Origin of the sequence: Janthinobacterium sp. SUN211 (assembly GCF_030587315.1) — a bacterium.
Classification (GTDB): Bacteria; Pseudomonadota; Gammaproteobacteria; order Burkholderiales; family Burkholderiaceae_D; genus Janthinobacterium; species Janthinobacterium kumbetense.
Genome location: NZ_JAPWIC010000001.1, coordinates 263932 through 281278, shown reverse-complemented (window position 1 = coordinate 281278; position 17347 = coordinate 263932). Strand labels below are relative to the sequence as shown.

General features: G+C 69.3%; 5 protein-coding genes. All 5 read right to left on the bottom strand.

Annotated features, from left to right (window positions below):
- Positions 1-23: 23 nt before the first annotated feature.
- Positions 24-2222 (bottom strand): aldehyde oxidoreductase molybdenum-binding subunit PaoC, encoded by a 2199-nt coding sequence (gene paoC, locus O3301_RS01180; RefSeq protein WP_305055249.1) that lies wholly within the window; start codon positions 2220-2222, stop codon positions 24-26.
- 4 nt (positions 2223-2226) lie between these two features.
- Positions 2227-3186 carry a xanthine dehydrogenase family protein subunit M gene (locus tag O3301_RS01175; RefSeq protein ID WP_305055248.1) on the bottom strand — a complete coding sequence of 320 codons (960 nt, stop codon included), beginning with the start codon at positions 3184-3186 and terminating at the stop codon, positions 2227-2229.
- The gene (paoA, locus tag O3301_RS01170; protein WP_289909605.1) at positions 3183-3830 is read right to left on the bottom strand and encodes an aldehyde dehydrogenase iron-sulfur subunit PaoA; all 648 of its coding nucleotides are present in this window, start codon (positions 3828-3830) and stop codon (positions 3183-3185) included. The genes O3301_RS01175 and paoA overlap by 4 nt, the downstream gene beginning before the upstream one ends.
- A 115-nt stretch (positions 3831-3945) precedes the next feature.
- Positions 3946-4662 carry a sigma-70 family RNA polymerase sigma factor gene (locus tag O3301_RS01165; protein ID WP_305055247.1) on the bottom strand — a complete coding sequence of 239 codons (717 nt, stop codon included), beginning with the start codon at positions 4660-4662 and terminating at the stop codon, positions 3946-3948.
- Positions 4659-17303, bottom strand: a complete 12645-nt coding sequence (locus O3301_RS01160) for a filamentous haemagglutinin family protein (RefSeq protein ID WP_305055246.1) — start codon at positions 17301-17303, stop codon at positions 4659-4661. The genes O3301_RS01165 and O3301_RS01160 overlap by 4 nt, the downstream gene beginning before the upstream one ends.
- Positions 17304-17347 lie beyond the last annotated feature (44 nt).

Sequence of the window (17347 nt, the reverse complement as noted above, 5' to 3'; positions counted from 1 at the left end):
GGCGCCAGGACGCCAGGCCGAGGCTAGGTCATGACGGGCAGGCCCCGCAGCAGCTTGTCGAGGGTCAGCGGATAGTCGCGCACGCGTACCCCCGTCGCGTTGTAGACGGCATTCGCGATCGCGGCCGCCACGCCGCAGATGCCCAGTTCGCCCACGCCCTTGGCTTTCATGGGCGAGGACATAGGGTCCGTTTCATCGAGGAAGATGACGTCCTGTTGCGGGATGTCGGCGTGCACGGGCACTTCGTAGCCGGCCAGGTCGTGGTTGACGAAGTAGCCGCGCCGCTGGTCGACCACCAGTTCCTCCATCAGGGCCGCGCCCACGCCCATGGTCATGGCGCCGATCACCTGGCTGCGCGCCGCCTTCGGGTTCAAAATGCGGCCGGCCGCGCACACGGCCAGCATGCGGCGCACGCGCACTTCGCCCGTGTCGCTGTCCACGCCCACTTCGACGAAATGCGCGCCGAACGTCGATTGCTGGAATTTTTTATCGAGGTCGCCATATTCCATGCGGTCTTCCGCGACGACGTCGCCATGGTAGGCGGCGGCAGCGAGGGGCACGCTGCGCTCGCCCTGGCTCACCTGGCCGTCGGAAAAGCGCGCCTCTTTTTCATCGAAACCCAGCTTGGCGGCGATGGCCTGGCGCAGGCGCACGCAGGCCGCGTACACGCCGGCCGTGGAACTGTTGCCGCCCCACTGCCCGCCCGAACCGGCCGAGACGGGGAAATCCGAGTCGCCCAGGCGCACGACGACCCGCGTCAAGGTCACGCCCAGCATTTCCGCCGCCGTCTGCGCGATGATGGTGTAGCTGCCCGTGCCGATGTCCGTCATGTCCGTTTCCACCGTGATCATGCCATTGCCGTCCAGGCGCACGCGGGCGGCGGACGGCATGACGAGGTTGTTGCGGAAAGCGGCCGCCACGCCCATACCCACGAGCCAGCGGCCATCGTGCCGCATGCCCGGCTGCGTCGATCTATCCTTCCAGCCGAATTCCACGGCGCCCGTGCGCAGGCAATCGATCAGGCGGCGCTGAGAAAACGGCCTGCCCGGTTTTTCCGGGTCCACTTTCGTGTCGTTCAGGATGCGAAAGACGATGGGGTCCATTTTCAATTTATCGGCCATCTCGTCCATGGCGACTTCCAGCGCCATCAGCCCCGGCGCCTCGCCCGGCGCACGCATGGCGTTGCCTTCCGGCAAATCGAGCACGGCCAGGCGCATGGCCGTCATGCGGTTCGGCCCCGCGTACAGCAGCCGCGTCTGCATCACGGCCGTTTCCGGCTGGCCCCCTTTCAAGTCGCCCGACCACGATTCATGGCCGATGGCCGTGATCTTGCCATCGCGCGTGGCGCCGAGGCGCAGGCGCTGGATGGTGGCGGGCCGGTGCGTCGTGTTGTTGAACATCAAGGGCCGCGTCAGGGCCACCTTGACGGGACGCTGCGCCGCGCGCGCGCCCAGGGCTGCCAGCAAGGCTTCCGCGCGCACGAACAGCTTGCCGCCGAAACCGCCGCCGATGTAGGGCGAGACGATGCGCACCTTGTCTTTCGGCATGCCCAGGGTACGGGCCAGGTCGCCACGGCCCCAGTCCACCATCTGGTTCGCCGTCCACACCGTCAATTTATCCCCTTCCCAGGCGGCAATCGAAGCGTGCGGCTCCATCATGGCGTGCGACTGGTCGGGCGTCGTATAAGTGGCGTCCAGGCGCACGGGGGCCTGGGCATAGGCGCCGGCGAAGTTGCCCGTCTTGCTGTCGGGCTGGCCATCCTTCGGCTTGGTGGCCGTATTCTTCGCCTTGGCCAGGTCGAAAACGCCCGGCTGTTCGACATACTTAACGTCGAGCAACTGCGCGGCCGAGCGGGCTTGTTCGAAGGTTTCCGCCACCACCAGGGCGATGGCCTGGTGGTAATGCTCGACCTCGGGGCCGCCCAGCAGCCTGGCCGTGTTCATCTTGCCTTTGCCCAATTTCCCAGCCGATTCCGCCGTCACCACGGCCAGCACGCCGGGCGCGCGCCGCGCCGCGCTGCTGTCGATGGAGGCGATGCGGCCCCTGGCGATAGCCGCGCCTACGACCTGGCCGTAGGCGGCGTGCGGCGCGGCCTTGTTTTGTTCATAGGCGTACGGCGCCGTGCCCGTGGTTTTCAGGGGGCCGTCGATGCGGTCCGTGGGGCGGCCCACGACTTTCAGCTGGTCGATGGGATTGGTGGTCGCCGGTGTCGTAAATTTCATGGCCCTAGCCTTTCTGTGCGGATGCTTGCGCCATCACGGCGGCGATCGTGCGCTGCGCCAGGGTCACCTTGAAGGCGTTGTCGGCCGTCGGTGCGGCGCCGGCCAGCAGGCGTTCGCTCACGGCGGCGGCGCCTTGCGGCATCGATTGCTCCGCCGCGGCAATTCTCCACGGCTGCGGCGCGACGCCGCCCAGGGCCAGCCTGCCCGTGCCGTCCGGCAAGATAATCGCCGCCACGGACACCAGCGCGAACGCATACGAGGCGCGGTCGCGCACCTTGCGGTAGACGTGCATGCCGCCGACGGGCCGGGGCAAGGTCACGCTGGTGATCAGCTCGCCCGGCTGCAGCACGGTTTCCAGCTGCGGCGTGCTGCCCGGCAAGCGGTAGAAATCGGCGATGGGAATGGTGCGCACGGCGCCGTCGGCCCGCACCGTGTCGATGCCCGCATCGAGCACGCGCATGGCCACGGCCATGTCGCTGGGATGCGTGGCGATGCAGGCTTCGCTGCCGCCCAAAATCGCCAGCGGCCGGCTGAAGCCGGCGATGGCCGAACAACCGCTACCCGGCACGCGCTTGTTGCACGCCTGGTTCGTGTCATAGAAATACGGGCAGCGCGTACGCTGCAGCAAATTGCCGGCCGTCGTCGCCTTGTTGCGCAATTGCGCCGAAGCGCCGGCCAGCAAGGCGCGCGACAGCACGGCATAATCGCGCCGCACCGTGGCGTGCGCCGCCAGCGCCGTGTTGCGCACGAGGGCGCCGATGCGCAAGCCGCCGTCCTTTGTAGTTTCCACCTTGTCCAGGGCGAGGCCATTGACGTCGATCAAATGCGCGGGCGTTTCGATGTCCAGTTTCATCAGATCGAGCAGATTCGTGCCGCCGGCGATGAAGCGGGCGCCCGGCGTGTTCACGGCGGCGGCCGCCGCTTCGGCCGGCGTGGCGGGCTTCTGGTAGCTGAACACTCTCATGCCGGCCTCCCCGCCACTTCCGTGATGGCTTCGATGATGTTGGAATACGCGCCGCAGCGGCAGAGATTGCCGCTCATGCGTTCGCGCAATTCTTCCGGCGTCGCCTGCGGCGCCGCATTCAAGTCGGTGCTGACGTGGCTGGGGATGCCCTGGCGGATCTCACCCAGCGCGGCCACGGCCGAACAGATCTGCCCCGGAGTGCAATAGCCGCATTGATAGCCGTCATGCGCGATGAAGGCCGCCTGCATCGGATGCAGCTTGTCGGGCGTGCCCAGCCCCTCGATGGTGGTGACCTTCGCGCCGTCATGCATCACGGCCAGGGTCAGGCAGGCATTGATGCGCTGGCCGTCGAGCAGGACGGTGCAGGCGCCGCATTGCCCGTGGTCGCAGCCCTTCTTGGTGCCCGTCAGGTGCAGGTGTTCGCGCAAGGCGTCGAGCAAGGTGGTGCGCGTGTCGAGTTCCAGGCTGTGGCGCTGGCCGTTGACGTCCAGGCTCACTTGCATCAGGACGGGCGGCGCCTGGCCGGACGTGCTCACCGCTTGCGCCGCTCCCGCCACGCCGGGCACGGCCACCGCCGTGGCCGACAGCGCGCCGGCGATCAGCACGCCGCGCCTGCCGGCATTGATGTGATTACACTCGGTCATGTCGCGCTTCCTCCTGGCAGTGGGCTGGGTGGGCGCATGCAGGCCCGGAGTTCCAGTCTGTCAGCGGAATTTCTGCGCGTCTGTACGCGAACGAACGTAAAACATGGGGGAGCGCCTATCCTTGGCGCAAGCGCAGGCCGCGCCGGGTCGTGCCGACGCCCCCCTGCGCCGCGTAACCCGTGTGGCGCGCGCAATGGTCGAGCGCCTGGCGCAGGGCCGTATCGACGTTGCGCAGCGACATGTCGTGCCGCTCGGCCACTTCCTGGCGGGTCAGCTCATCCACGCGCAGCGCTTCGAGCACTTGCCGGTGGCGCCGCGGCAGCAAGTCGACGGCCTGCGCCAGGCGCCGCACGTCCGCCTGCAGCTCGGCCAGGCGTTCCGGCCCGGCCGCCGTATCGGCGAGTAAATCGACCAGGCCGGCGGCGCCATCGTCACCGCCCTCGTCCGCATACAGCCAGGCGCGGTTGCGGCGCAGGCTGTCCATGGCCGCATTGCACGCCACGCGGAAGACATAGGCGACGGGGCTGTGCGCCAGCGCCGCGCCGTCGCCGGCCGCCAGCGCGCCCAGCCGCAGCCAGGCGTCGTGCAGGCTGTCGCTGGCCAGCTCGGCGCAGCCCAGGTGGCGCGCCAGGCGCCGGTGCAGTCCCGCGTAATTGCCTTCCAGCACAGCCTGCAGCCGGGCGCCCTGCGCCGGCGCCGGTATCGGCAGGGGTGCCACGTCGTTGGCCGCCTGCAAGCGGGGCCGGATGGCGGGCCGGCACCAGGCCATGCCGGCATGCCCCGCCGCGCGCAGGGGCAAGACAGCAGCCACATTCGCCATGCCGGCCATCATGGCGACAACCTGCTGCGCTCTTGCGCCGTCAGCTGGCGCGTGGCCGATTCCGGCAAGGTGCCCAGTCCCAGCACGCGCACGGCGCTGCGCGGGTTGTAGTCGGCCGCCTCGATGCGCGCGCCCTCCTGCGGCGTCGCTTGCGCGCTGTCGGGCGGTGCTTCGCTGCCAAAGCCCAGCACGCGCACCGTGAACACGGATGGCTGCGCGGAACGGGTGGCGGCGCGTTCGCGCTGCACCACGTCCTGCGCCGCCGCCGTGGCCTGGGAAGCGGCCGCGCTGGCGTTCGTCATGGCCGCCACATTGACGGACGCCGCCGTCGGCATGCCCTTGGCCTCGCCCTTGACCTGGATATTCGCCGCATTCATCACCTTCAGCGCGGCCAGGTTGACGTTGCCCGAGACGCGGATGCCCGCCTCGCCCGCGTCGATGGTGCCCAGCGGGGCCAGCAAGTCCACGTCGCCGGCCGGCACTTCCGCGATCGGCGCCAGGGTGGCGATGCCGGCGCCCGTGCTCGGCACGTCGGACGATAGGGTCACGTTGCCCCAGTTGTCATACACGCGCTTGGGCGGCGTGTAGACGATGGTCGACTTCGAACCGCGCCCCGCGTTGATGTCGCCTTCCGACGACCAGCCGAGGATATCGCCGCCAAACGTCGTCATGATGCGGCTCTGGCCCAGCAGGATGCTGCCGTGCGAGAACAGCTCGATATTGCCGCCGCCCTTGGTGATGACGCCCGAGGTCGCCGGCGGCGCCTCGCCTTCGATGCCGAACACCTGCTTGCCGCCTGGCGTCAGCAGCTGGATGTCGCCGCCGAAGTTCGTGTGCACGTAGCCGCTGCGGGGGAAGTAATCCCAGCGCTGCTCGCCGTCATTGCGCACCGCGTACAGGCCGCGGTACATGACGATGTCGCCCGCATAGGCAAGCGCCTTGCCGTTGGCGTCCGTGGCCGGCGCCAGGGCCGCGATGGCGTTGCGGCTGCGCAGGAAACTGCCATAGCGCGAGCTGTCCCAGTCGTTGTACTCGCGCCCGCCCGCCTTCAGTTCGGCGAAATACACATTGCGGGCAAACACGCGCTGCTGCGGCTCGGGCAGGGCCAGGTAAAAGGCCAGAACCTCGGCGGCCGTGCCCTTGAAACCGTAGCGTTCACCCAGCCACGCCGCCAATTCGGCGTCGTACGCTTTCACTACCTTGCCGGCCTGGTCGGCCAGCGGCACGCCCTTCTGCGCCACGTTCGCCGGGTCGAGATACGGCTTGACGAAGCGCAGGTAGTCGAGTCCGGCCGCGCCCACGCCCGCCTGCATGGCGATGCCGGCGCCCGGACGCTTGTCGCCCGCCACCACGGGACCGAGGCTGACGACGCTGCCCTTGTCCTGCATCAATATGTTGCGCCCGGCGCTGATGTCCAGCGTGCCGGGACCGGCCACGTTGAAGGAACTGTTCAGGATGTCGCGCCCGGCCGACACCACCGATACGTCAAATGCATTATTGTGCACGAACAGGTTGCTGTAATTGCGGAACATCATGTCGCCGTCGCCCCTGGCACCCACGGCTTCCAGCTGGGCCGTGCCGCTGCCGACGATATCGCGGCCCGCCTTCATCCACACCGGCTGCGCCCCCTCGTACCAGGTGACGCCCGCCCGCGGGGCATCGTAAAACGCGACCATGCGGCCGCTGTTCACGCCCATCAGGTCGCCCGTGACGGCATAGATGCGCGCCGCCTGCGTGCCGCTGTTGGCCGGGCCGGCGGCGGAATCGGGGCCGAAGGCGAACAGGGGATAGTTCACTGTCGACGATGGCACGCCCGTGCTCGCGACATTGTCGGCCAAGGGCGTCAGGCTGCCAGGCCTGAGGTTCCACGCCGCGAAGGCGGGCTTGAACGGCGTCGCCATGCTGTCGGCGGCAGCGCCGGACTGGCTGATGGCATAGCCGCCCGCATAGATGGAGTCGCCGGCCAGCCATTGCAGCTGGGCGTTGGGCGACGGCGCCAGCAGCAAAGGCGCGGCATACAGCGATGCGGAGCTCCAGTCCGTGATGGCCTTGCCATAGTACAGGCTGCCATGCGGCGCCGCGACCCGCACGATGGACGGGTAGACGATGGCCAGGTCGGTGGCCGTGTCGATGCCCGCCGTCAGCGGCGTCATGTTGCCGCCGGCGGAGAGCAGGTCGAGCGCCGTGCGCGGCGTCCACAGGCTGAACCAGCTGTAGCCGGCGCCCTGCTCGCCCGACGCGCTGGTATAGGACGAGGTATTGAGCTGCAGGACGCGGCCGGGATCGGCCACTTCCTGCAGCACCTGGTCGCCCAGGGTTGCCACGCTGAAGGTGGCGTCGCCCGGTACCAGGGTCATGCCGCCCCGTGGCGTCGCGCGCGTGGCGCGGAAGGCGTCGAAGGCGCGCGTTTCCAGCGGCACATGGTCGGTCCCCCAGGTGCCGTACTGCAGCGCAACGGTGCCCAGCTGGCCCGCCGCCACGTCGGCATGGCCGCGCAGGTCGGCCAGCGCGCCATTCAAGTGTCCGTCGCCGGGCTTGCTGGCGGGATTGAGGGCGCCGCCCACGCGCAGGTCCAGGTCGCCGCCGCCCGTCAGTTGCAGGCTGCCATCGGCCAGCACGCGGCCGGTGCTGCCTACGGCCAGCAGCAAGCCTTGCGAGCGCACATTGATGTTGCTGTCGTAGATAGCGCCGACCTGCCGCGCCAGCATGCCGGCGTCGCCCGCCACGTCGGCGCGCACATTGCCGCCGCCCAGGGTGCCGAAGCCCGTAAAGCCCAGCACGGTGTCGGCCAGGCCGCTGCGGGCAGCATAGGTGCCGAAATTGATCCACCACGCCGTCGGCTGGGCCGGGCCGCCCGTGGCCACGCCACCGCTGCCCTGGCGCCACAGCCAGTTGCCCACCGCCACCGAACCGCCCAGGCCATCCTTGTTGACGGGACGCCCGTTGCTGGCCGCCGCCGCGCCCACCAGCGAACCGCTCAGGTCGCCAGCCACCTGCAGCAGCAGATTGCCGCCCTGGTCCGGATACCAGGCGCGGTAGAGGCTGTCGCTGCCGCCGTCGACGAGGCGCTCATGCGCGCCATCGGGGTTGGACAGCACCGTGCCGTCCAGCCCCCGCGCGCGCGGCAGGTTGTACGGGTCGCCGGCCGCCGTCGCCACCGACGACGTGCCGGCCGTGTACACGCCATACAGGCTGTCCATGCGCAAGTTGCCGCCGCTGACCAGGTCCAGGTCGCCCGTGCCCGTGCGCAGCACGCTGTAGCGCAGGCTGGACGCCTTGTAGTCGAACGTGGGTTGCGACGTGCCGCACCAGGTGGGATTCTCCTCGCACATGGTGGGCCAGCCCAGGCCGTCGAGGTCGACCACGTCGCCCGCCTTCACGCTGGGGTCAGCGAACTCTTCCGCGCCCGCCCTGGTCCACACGTATGCCACCTTCAGCACGCACAGGCTCGGGTCGTTGGCGCAAAATACCTCGACAGTCTGGCCGAACTGGCTGGTGAACTCCTCGGTGATGGGCTCGCCCGCCACGATGCCGGGAATGCCTTCGCGCTCGCCCAGCTCCTGCGCTTCCTTGGTCCAGTACTGCACGCCTTTCGGCGGTATCAACACGCCATACATGCCGTAATGGCTGTCGGCCAGGCGCAGGGTGCCGTGCGCGGGATGCGCCTGCACGGCGCGCGTGTCGGCCCCGTCCAGGTCGGCGCCGGCTACCAGGCGCATGCCCCACGCCAGCGAGCCGTCGGCCAGCATGGGCGCGATGGCCCACAACCGGCCCTGGCGGCCCGCCACTTCCGGGCGCAGTTCGATGGCGTCCACGCCCGGCAGCAGCTTGACGTTCGTGCCATTCGGGATCAGCGCGCCGACGGGCAACACCACCCTGCCGCTGAGGGTGACCACATTGAGCTCGCCCAGCAAGCCGGGCAAGGCGACGCCTTTCGGCCAGGTCATGGCGCGCACCTTGATCAGCTGCCCAATCACGCTGCCCGCGTCGAGGCGCGTGCCGGATGGCAAGGTTTGCGCCGTGGCCAGCAAGGTGCCCGCAGCGTGGAGGACCTTGCCGGTGCTGTCGCGCACGGCGGCCGCCAGCACCGTGCCGGCCGGCAAGGTGAGCACCTGGTTCAGGACCACGTCCACGGGCAGGCGCGTGTTGGCGCGGACATTGAAGGCCTTGACGGGCACGTCGTAATTGAGCGTGACGCCGCCCGGGAAGATGGTGCCGTCGGCCAGGGTCACGCCCTTGCCCGGCACGATGACGTCGCTGCCGTTGAAGTCGCGCCCCGGCAGCAGTTTCCAGCCGCTGTCGTCCTGGGTGGCCGGCGGCGGCGCGAAGCCGTCATTGATGCTGCCGTAGATGCTCAAATCGCCGCCGGCGCGCAGCAGCAGGCTGCCCACCTCGCCCGAACCGCGCACGGTCGTGCGCTGGAAGCGGGGATTGAGGCTGGCGTAGCGCATGCCCGACAAATCCAGGTCGCCCTGCACCACCAGGTCGCCGTCCGCCGTCTTGCTGACGATATCGACGCCGGGACGCAAGTGCAGCGCATCGGCATACGCGGCCGTGGTCAAGCCGGCCAGCTTGCCGTTGCGCAAGGCCGTATTCGCCAGCGCCGCATCGATGAAGGCCGTGCTGTCGCCGTGCTTGCTGTCAAGATACGCCTGGTTGATCACCTGATAGGGACGGCCGCTGGCCGCCAGGTCTGGCACGGGCTGCCCATCGGCGCCCGGCACAGTGGCGTAGGCCGCATCGTCATAGCGCTGCATGGCGTTGACGGCGATGGATTTCGCGCCGCGGATGGTCAAGCCGCCGCCGGCCGCGATGGCGATGTCGCCAAAGGTGGCGGCGTCCGCATCCGTGCGCGCGCCGTCGCTGCCCAGGCGCGGCGCGCTCAATTCCACCGTGCCGCGCGCGGCGCCGTCGTATTCGCCCTTGCCCTTGCCCGCCACGGCGGCCGTGCCATGGCGCACGTCGATCTGCGCGCCGCCGGCCAGGTTCAATGCGCCTTCGCCCGCATTCAGTTCCACCGTTGCCCGGTTCGGGCTGTCGATGATCTTGCCATAGCTGTCGACGCGCAGGACGGTGCCATGCGCGTCGAGCACGGCGTTGCCGGCCAAGGTGACGCCATGCTTGCCGGCCAGGCGGATGCTGCCCACGCGCTCGCCGCTGGCGTCGATCACGCCAGCGACGGTGAGACGGCCATTGTCGACGGCCACCTGCACTTCGCCCGCCTTGACCTCATTGCCGATCGTCAAGTCGCCCCGTTTCAGCTGGAAGCTGCGCGCGCCCGTCACGCCGCCGTCCGTCAGGCGCTTGTTCAGCGAGGCGAACTGGCTGTCCAGGGTGCCGCCGGCGCCCAGGGTCTGCGCGCGCACGTCCACGCTGCCCTGCTTGTAGGGCACCACGGTGCCGCCCGCGTCGTAGCTGCCGCTGGCGCCGCCCAGGATCTTACCCTGCAAGTCCACCATGCCGGCCCCGCCGTCGAGGGCCACGGCCTTCAGGCTGCCGGCGCGGTTATGCTCGGCCGACAGGTCGATCACGCTGCCCGCCCCCTGGCGGATGTCGCCGGCGCGGCTGTCCAGGATGACGTCGCCGCCCCAGCTGTATTTGTCCACGTCGAAGAAGGTGCTCTTGCGGCCCGCCATGTCGATGCGCGCCGCGTCGGCCACGCTGATGTCGTGCAGGGCGTTGATGGTGAGCTTGCCGCTTGGCAGCACCACGGCCGTCGCCACGCTGACGCTGTCGCCGTTCAAGCTCAGCTGAGCACCGAGCCCATCGTTGTTCTTGACGGGCGCGGCGGGAGCCACGCCGGCCGGCGCCGCCACCGTCAGGGCGCCGCCCGCCGTGTAGCTGTGCGCGGAACCGGCGTCGCCCGTCAGCAGCGGCGTGCTGATGTGCAGGTTGCCGCCACTGTACCGGAAGCCCTTGCCCGTCTCATATGCGCCCTGTGCCTGGTAGACGGACAGGCTGCCCTTGTGGTTGGCCGTGACTTGTCCCGACGCTTTCAGGTTGACCGTGCCAAAACCGAGCGCCAGGCGGTCGAACGAGGCGACACCGGCCGGCTGGGTGAACGGGCCGAAGCCGAAATCGATGCGTTCCGCTTCCAGGTTCAGGGTGCCGCTGCCCGTGCCGGCGCCGTGCGCGATCACGTTGCCGGCCGCCGACACGGCGCCGCCCCAGATCAGGTTGGCCGTGCGGATGGTGGCCGCCGTGCCGGCCCCGCCCTGGCCATACATGGCCGGCGTGGTCAGCACCAGGCGTTCCAGGTTCGATTTGCCGCTCGCCTTGTCGTAGGTGTCGAGCACCACGTCGCCATAGAAATTGACGCTGTCGGCCGCGCTCAGCATCAGCGCCTGCAGGGCGGGTGCGCCCGTGCTGGTATCGCCGCGCAGCAGGCGGTCCAGCACGCCCTGGTTCAGGGTCAGGCCGGAGGGACGCGTGCCGCTGGCCTGGGCTGCCGCCAGCGCCTCGTTCGAGCCGATATTGATGGCGCCCACGGCCAGGCTCAGGTTGCGCGTGCCGTAGCGGGCCGTGTCGTGCAGCTGGAAGCTGCCGCTGGTCGACAGCAGCAGGGTGCCTTCCGAGTACAGGCTGGCCGTGTCCGTGCACGCCAGCGCGCACATGCCGATGCGGATGCCGCCGCGCGCCGTGCCGCCCACGGGCGCCACGTTGAGCAAGCCGTTCGACGCTGCCAGCATGTGGATGTCCGCCTTGCTCTTGTAGATGAAGCCGTCGTTGGCGTCGTAGGCTGCCTTGCCCTTGCCCAAGGTGCTGATGCCGGCGCCGGCGGCGATATCGATCACGCCGATGCCCAGCTCGGTATTGCTGGGGTCCTGGGCGATCAGGAATACTTCAGGCGCGGACAGCACGGCGCCCGCGCGCAGGTAGATGGCGCGCGCAAAATTGTTGCCGAAATTCACATAATTGCCGCCCTGGCCAAATTCCGTGATCGGCGAGCTGCCCACCACGATGCGCGCCGCGCCGATATTGTTCAGGCTTGAAGCGCGCACGCTGACCTGCCCGGCGCCGCTGGTGCCCGGCGCGCCGTCGCCAAGGATCTCGATGTCGCCAGCGGAAGGAATGCTCGACATCAGCACCACGGTGCCGCCGTAGCCCCCCTCGGCGGCGGCGAACTTGCCCGTGCCGCGGAACTGGAGCGTGTCCGCCCCGCCGCCGGGCGCCATGGTCAGCTTGAGCGTTTTCGCATCGGACGGCAGCAGCGCGCGGGGAATGCCCCGCGTTTGCGCGTCGGCCAGCGCGAAGGCGGCATAGCCCGTTTCGTTGTACTGCGAATACGTGCGCAAGACCTTGGCCGGCGTGAGTATCAGCTGGCTGGCCAGCGGCGCGCGGATGTCCGTGCCCGCGATCGACAGGGTGCCGGGCGCGGCCCAGGAACCGTTGCGCAGCGGCTGCGCCACGCTGCCGGCGCCGCCCTGGCCCGCCAGGCCGTTCAGTTCCACGCGAAAGGCGCCCGGCAGCAAGGCATAGGTGGACGGCATCAGCGTGTAGGTGCCGGCCGCCAGGCCCGGCACGCCGCTGCCTATCGTCACCTGCCGGCCCACGGCCGGGTCGGACGCCGCCTTTTCGCCGCCCGAAGGCGCTTGCGGCGCCTGCACGCCCGGCACGATGGCGTACACGGGGTTGGTGGCCAGGCCCGGCAGCACAAAGCCGCCGTTCGCTCCCACCTGCAACAGCGGATGGTAGCGCGCATCGGTGGAGCCGCCGCGGCCGGCGATGAAGCCGGCGCCCGTCAGTTCACCGCCGCCGGACAGGTCGAGCAGCGCGCCCGGCTGCACATCCACGGCTACGCCCGCCATTTCCACGCCGATGTGCAAGCTGCCCTGCGAATTGACGCCGCCCACGCCGATGAAGGTGGCCGCCTTGCCATCCACGTTCCAGTTCTGCCCGTCGACGGTGCCGCCATACGGCATGACCATGCCGGCGCCGCTGACGGAGGTGATGCTGTTGGCCAGCAGATTGACCGTCAGGCTCTTGTCATTGTCATAGCGGGCCACGCCGATCTCCAGGCGGCCCAGCGGCGCGCGCACGACGCCGCCCTGCTCGATATGCGCGGCCGCCAGCTCCAGCGAGCCGAAAGCGGAAGACGGCATGGCCGGCACGTCCGCCGTGCTCCGGCCGATGGTCAGGCTGTGCGCCGGATCGTAGCCGAACTTGCCGCCAACGGAACCATAGCCCACGCGCACGGCGGCGCCGGCGCCCGTGGCCGGATACAGCTGGGCCACATTGAGGGTCATGTCGCCGGGCGATGACAATACCGTCGACGGCTGGTTGCCGTCCCAGCCCAAGGGCGACAGCAGGAAGCGCAGGTCGCCGCGGCTGCTCAGGCGCACGTCGTCAGCCAGCATGTTCACCATGCCGCGCACGTCGATCAGGTCGCCCGCAATACTGATCTGGCTGGCAACCGGCGACGCCCCCGCGCTGCCTGGCGTCGTATAGAAATCGCGGCCGGCCGGCTTGATGCTGGCCAGGCGCACATACGGCGCCGCGATGCTGATGCGCGCGCCGGGCTGGCTGCCGGGCGTGAGCACGGGCGCGCCGTACAGCTGGAAGCTTTGCTGCAGCCGCAGCGCCACGTCGCCGTCGAAGGAGGCGGCGCCCAGCAGCGCCAGGTTGGCGAAACCGCCCGCCTCCACCTGCTCCACGGAAAAACGGCCGTGGCCATACTGCAGCGTTGCCGCGGCGTCCTGCGCGCTCAGGTGCGCGGTCAGGTCGCTGGCGCCCTGGCGCTGCGTCATGGCCAGCTGGCGGCCCTGCAGCACCTTGGGCGTGGCCAGCACTTTCAGGTACTCGGGCGTGCCCGTGGCCAAGGACAGGGTGCCGCCCGCCGCGCCCGCGCCGCCGGCCCTGGCCCGCAGCTGGCCATCGAGGTACAAGCCATTGTTCGACGCCAGCGCGATGCTGCCGCCCGCGCTGGCCACGTCAATGGCGTCGCCATTGACGTCGAGCACGGCATGCGCGCCGGACGCATCGAGCACGGCGCCGTCGCGCACGACGACGAACAAGCTGGCCGCCGAAGTGCTGCCCTGTGCATGGTCGATCTCGCCGCCGACGACGATGCTGCCGCCATCGACCACCTTGCCGTAGCGCCGGCCCTGCGCATCCGTGGCGCTGACGGCGCGCGCGGCCACGTCCAGCACGGCATGCTCGCCGATCCAGATGGAACGGCCATGGCCGGCCGCTTCCACCGCCTCGGACACCGCCCCGTTGACGCCCACGCCGCCCAGGCTGATCTTGCCGCCCCACGCATTCAGGCGGCCTTCCACCGTCAGCTGGCCCACGCTGGACAGCTTGATGGACTGGCCCGCATCGACGCTCACCACGGCGTTCTTGCCCACCAGCAATTCGGCGATGGCCATGTCGGCCGCGCCGGACTGGATATCGCCCACCTGCACGGCCAGGCTGGCGCCCTTGCGCTGCGTCAAGGTACCCTTCAGCGGATTTTCCGTGACCTGTTCCGGCATCCACAGGGCCAGTTTTTCATTGTCCGCCACGCGCAATACCGGCATGCGCACGTCCACCTGCGTGCCGTCCGCTACCGTGACGCCCTGCTTGCCGACCAGGCTGTAGCTGGAAAACCCCTTGTCGAAGAAGCCGCCGTCCAGCTGCAGGCTGCCCGCGCCGGATTTTTCAACGTTGCCGATCATGATCTTGTTGGCCTGCAATTCCAGCTTGCCGCCGCCCGCCACGCCGTGGCCGCGCACTTGCGCACCCTTGCCCAGCACCAGGTCGGCCTTCGGTCCGTAGCTGGCCAGGGTCACGTTGCCGCCCTTGCCGCCCTGCTGTTTCGCCTGCGCCAGGATGGCCGCGCCGGAACTGACGTCGACCATGCTGCCATTGCCGATGCGCACGTCACCATACGTTCGCAACGATACGCTGCCGCCGTTCATATAAGGCAGGCCGGCGGCGGCCAGCGGATCGCGCAGCACGTTACTGAGCAGGCCGCTGGCATCGAGGCTGACGCCGTCGGCCAGCACCAGCGTGCCCGGAGGCACGCCAGGATTGACGAAGGTATCGAGCATGCCCAGCGAACCGATCTGGTTCAGCACGTTGCCTGCCGCGATGCTGCCGCCACGGCTGCGCAGGCTGGCATTGATGGCCACGTCCTTGCCGAACAGGGTGATATTGCCGCCATCGGCCACCTGCAGCGCGCTGTCGACGGTGATCGCGCCCTTGGCGGCGATGCGCAGGGCGCCCAATTGCTGATTGTTCAGCAAGGTGGTGTCGAGCAGCAGCTTGCCCTCGCGCTCGGTGGACAGCACGCCAGTCACGTCGAGGCCGGCGGCGATGCCGTCCTGCACGCGCGTCAGGCGCACCTCGTCCATGACGGCCGACAGCGCATGCTGCAGCACGCCCGTGCGCTTGTCGAACATCGGCACGTACTGGCCCACGATCAGCTGCCCCCGCTGCGCGGCCGCCAGCTGCGACTGCTGGTAGCCGTCAAGCAGCGCTTGCGGCGCCTGCGCCTGGCGCTCGCCCTGGAAGACTTCGCCCGCGATGCCCCCTTCCAGCACGGCCGACCCCGTCGCCACCACCAGCTTGCCCGCGTCGCGGCCCACCGTGTAGCCGTTTTCCAGGCGCTTTTGCGCGGCGATCAAAGGATTGGCGTAAAAAGCGCTGGCATCCTTGCCCCAGCGCACATGCTCTTCCTCGTAACCCTTGTACACGCCCGCATACGGCAAGTCGGCGGGCGCGCTGCCTGCCTCATACAGCTTGCCGTCCGCGCCTTTCAGCCAAGTCTGGCGCAGCGCGCCCGTCTGCACGTCCAGGGTGCCGCCCGACAGGTTGATGCTGGAGCCAAGCTGCGTGACGACATCCTTGCCGCCGAAGGTGACCGTGCCGCCCTGCGCCATCCATTCGCTGACGGAGTGGCCCTGCGTGCCCAGGTAGCCGGCCACTTCCAGCAAGCCGCCCGCCGTGTACCAGCGGTCGCTGTCGTAGCCGTTCGTGCCTTTTGGCACGAACACCAGCTTGCGGCGGTCCACCCAGATATTGTTATTGATCAAGGCCTTGCCGTCGCGGTTGACGGGCGCATCGCGCTGCTCGTTGCCCTGCACGTTGATTTCGACATTGTTCGCTTCCATCGCCACCTTCACGCCCACGGCGCCGGAAACGTCGAGCTGGGCGCCGTCGCGCAGCAGGCTGCGGCTGGCCGCGTTGACGGCGATCTGGCCGCCCGTGGCCAGGGTCAGCGAATCGCCGAGCAATTCCACCGTGCCGGCGCTGCCGATCTCGATGCGCGACTGGTCGCGGCGGTCGTTGACGGCGAGGATATTTTCCGTCGACGTCACGGCCGGGCCGCGCATGGCGTCGCGCTGGCTGTCGAGCGCCGTCGTCTTGCCGTCATCCTCGACGAGGATGGCCGTGGTGGCGCCGCGTCCCACGGTGACGGCCGCGTCGCTGCCCAGGGCGTTGAGGTGGATGGTGCCGCGCGTGGCCGTGGTGGTGGTCGCCAGCAGCACGCCGTCCTGCTGCACCGTGCGCCCGGCCAGGGTCACGTCGCCTTCGCGCGCCTGGATCAGGCCCGTGTTGACCACCTTGCCCGCCGTGCTGCCAGCCGCGAACTGCGGCGTGACTTCGCTGCCGCGCGTGGTCGACAGGGGATTGCCATCCGTGCCCACGCCTTTTTTAATGGTAAAGCTGTCGCCGGCGGCCAGCAGGGCCTGGCCTTTCGGCGTGCCGATCTCGCCCCCGTTGTGGACTTCCTTGCCCAGCAGCATCACATAGCCACCGCCTTCCGTGCTGCCCTTGGGCGCATTGCTGGCGATGCGCGCCCCCGCCTGCACCTGCACCTTGCCGGCCGCGTCCGTGAACGTCGTGGCGCCGGCCGTGCCGGGGCTGTAGATGCCGTTTTTCTGGAATTGCGCATCGCTGATGCGGGCCGCGGCCGCCACCAGGCTGCGCGTGTCGACCTGGCTCGCGCCGTTGAAGACGATGCCGTTGCGGTTGACGAGCAGCAGCGTGCCGTCGGCCTTGATCTGGCCCTGGATCTGGCTGGGACGGGCTTGCGGATCGTTGACCCGGTTCAGCACGGCCCAATCCTTTTGTTGCTGGAACGTCAAGGTCGTGTCCTTGCCGACGTTAAACGTTTCCCAGTTCAGGATGGCCTTGTCCGCCGTTTGCTGCACCACCACGGCCGTCTTGCCGTTCGCTACCGTCTGCACGGGCGCCTGGGCGTTGAGCCAGCCGGCCGTCAGGCTGTTGGTGTCGACCTGCAAGCCGCCTTTCACGAGGCCATCGGGTGCGCCGGGCACGCCAGCCGCCGCCTGGCGCGCCTGCGCCTGGGCCGCTTGCTGCGCGGCGATGGCGCGCGCGGCCAGGTTCAGGTTGTTGAGCGAGCGCTGCAACTGCTGATTTGCCTGCTGTTGCTGGCCCTCGGGCCGGCTGCCTAGCGGCAGCGGCTGGCCATTCGGCAGGCGGCCCGAAGTGGCCGCCGTATTCTGCGCCGCGCCCTTGGCCGCGAACCAGCCGCCGCTGAACGCCTGCTGCGCGCGGGCCGGCGTGGCAAAGGCGCCCGCCATCAGCATGGTGGTCAGTGCGTAGGCGAGCGGCGTGAGCCGCAAGCGGCTGCCCAGCGTGGAGGTACGCTGCGCGTCCATGTCGACGTTCGGGACTGGGCGCTGGGCAGTGTGAAGCTTGGTCATGGCAATGGTTTCCTGGCTAGAGAGAAGGGAACGGAGCCTGGCGG